2 protein-coding genes and 1 pseudogene are annotated in these 2,288 nt (G+C 60.6%); 2 read left to right on the top strand and 1 reads right to left on the bottom strand.

The window, feature by feature from the left end; translation table 11 throughout:
* Window positions 1-176, top strand: a pseudogene (locus JF66_RS23255) (IS256 family transposase); the annotation flags it as partial.
* A 150-nt stretch (window positions 177-326) separates the two neighbouring features.
* Entirely contained in the window at window positions 327-641 is a 315-nt protein-coding gene (locus JF66_RS18390; protein WP_156109916.1) for a hypothetical protein, read from the top strand.
* Between the two features lie 1,197 nt (window positions 642-1,838).
* On the opposite strand, the gene JF66_RS23250 is transcribed toward JF66_RS18390, so the two are convergent.
* Entirely contained in the window at window positions 1,839-1,985 is a 147-nt protein-coding gene (locus JF66_RS23250; protein WP_156109915.1) for a hypothetical protein, read from the bottom strand.
* Between the last annotated feature and the right edge of the window lie 303 nt (window positions 1,986-2,288).

The following is a 2,288-nucleotide window of genomic DNA, read 5'->3' as shown; positions in this document are numbered from 1 at the left end:
CTCTGGCCGCCCTGCTGCGCCTGGCGGGGTCAGTTCTGATCGAGCAACATGACGAATGGGAAGCCGGCGAACGCCGCTACTTCTCCGAAGCTTCGATGCTCGAGCTGACCACAATGAACAACCCCGTCGAGGTCATCGACGAGGCGGTGATCCTCCCCGAACTCGCTGCCGCCTAAACTAAAACAACTGACCTGCACGGTGTCGAGAAACTCCACCACTCAGCGGGACGTGACCCGGTCAACCGGCTGGAGCGGGGGTCTTGAACTCCCGGCGCTTGCATAGCTTTGGTACACCTGCCGGTCACTGTGACGGCCAATGCTGTCGTCATGATCACGATGACGGCTATCCTGCGACCGGTGGATTTGCTTCGTTCTTCACCGGTGCTGGGCCAAAATCCTCGCCGCCACTACGAACACACGCGACTGTTCACCGGCCAAATGTTCGTCGTCATTCCCGGTCTTGGCGCGGTCCTCGTCACTGAGAAGCGCCATTCCTATCTGTTCGATATCGTCGGAGACGATCAGGCAGCCGTTGACCGTCGAGTCGCAACGCTCGAAGCGGTCGTGCGGGAAAAAACCAACGGGGAAAAGGTCCGGTTCCTGTTGGAGAAAGCTTCCCAGATTCCGGTCCCCTTTCGGTAGTCCTTGAGGCCCCCAGCATGGATCAGATTCGAGTCACGACGGACAATTCACGCTGGGGACTTGGCGCCAGTCGGGGTCTCGTCCTCGGTGCAGTCTTCGCGAGATCCTGCGACTGCACCGGGCCTAACCTGTGCAAGGTGGATGCCCTCCGGCAGTCGAACTCTGGGTCGTGATCGACTCCGCTTCCTCCGCTGTATCAATTTGGGCGATCATCGATTCCGTGCTGACGTTGCAGGGCTCGCGCAAGGCGTCGAGCGGGACCCACGCCGCTCGTAAGTGAGTTTCGACCGGCCAGCGGCTGGTTAGCGGTGCACCGGTGGCTTCGGGGGTTTTGGCCGGACGATTCCGAAGGTGGGGGCGGGGAGGACTGATTTGTCTCGGGTGACGAGTGGGGGCATGTTTTGACCGATCGGTGTGTTCCACGGTGCTGGGGGTGCGGGCGTGGGCGTGGGTTGTGGGGGAATGGGCTGCACGATCGCCTGCCCGGGCACTGGCGGCGTGGGCCGGGCGAGGGTGGGGTCGACGTGGTTAGAGTTCTACTGCCGCCGGATCTGACCCACCCGCGCCCGGGTGATTCGAGACGTCGCCGAATGGATCGAGGACCGATACAACCGTCGCCGTCGCCACTCCTCGATCGGGCACGTCACGCCTGTGGACTTCGAGCCGCAATACTCGTCACAGGCTGCAGAGATCCAATTCGCGCTTAACCCGCGTCCACTCTCCGGGGTCAAGGCCAAAGGCTCGCCCTCACGAGCGGGGGAGGAAGTCGAATCGCGATCGACTTCCTCGCGCAGGACGTATACCGAGTCGCCTCTAGCGTGTAGCCCATGTCTGGGACGCCCGCCGACGGATCGTGGTCGGGCGGATGCGCCGACATCGCCCTCCGACGTCGACGCCCACATGAGCTACAGCACTCTCAGTCTTTGTATCGGCTATTGAGCATTGGAAGGAAGCGGTCTTTGTTTCCTACCGCGATTAGGACTGAGAAGATCACGATCACGAGAGTGAGGAGAACACCAATCACGGCCCCTGACGCCTCGATGGTTTTCGGGACCTGAAACAGTCCTGCCGCTGCCAGGACAAGGTAGTAGCTGTCGCTGAGATGTCTGCGAGGTCGTCGGTCTTTGATCTGTCTCTCAGCGGGCGATTCGTTCATCATTAGTTCTCCTTCGTTGAACAGATTGGCGGATCGGAGTGCTAAGAGAGGCACGCATCCTTGATCCCGTTGATGCCCAAGATTTCAGCGAACAGGCCGCCCGAGGCGGCCATTGCGGCGGTCCACTTGGCTCCGGCACCGTTGGCGGCGTGGTACGCCCGATAGATGATTTCGATACCGCGCTTCACGGAACCGAACCTAGTGATGAGTTTGGCGGCAACCTTCGCACCAGCACCCAGGGGAGGATGGTGGTCCCCACAGTTGCCACGCGGACCGTCCATCCCCACACGGTACTGGGATCCGCGACGACAGGGAAAGCTGTCAATTCTGTATGATCTACGCTCTGAACTAGAGTCAAGCCCTCAAGAGAGAATGAAGTCGGTACTGAGGCTCCGTTGGCGTCATATGCCCAAGGTATCTGAACGCTACCCATGACTGATCCATCTCGGCTGGAGAATTCTAGAGAACCGGTCACGTCCCGCTGAGTGGTG

Origin of the sequence: Cryobacterium sp. MLB-32, from assembly GCF_000738085.1 — a bacterium.
Lineage (GTDB): Bacteria > Actinomycetota > Actinomycetes > Actinomycetales > Microbacteriaceae > Cryobacterium.
This window is presented reverse-complemented; position numbering and strand designations above follow the sequence as displayed.

Bases quoted from the DNA above. Each gene is read 5' to 3' on its own strand.
- JF66_RS18390 (WP_156109916.1), top strand. From the start codon at position 327: ATGATCACGATGACGGCTATCCTGCGACCGGTGGATTTGCTTCGTTCT.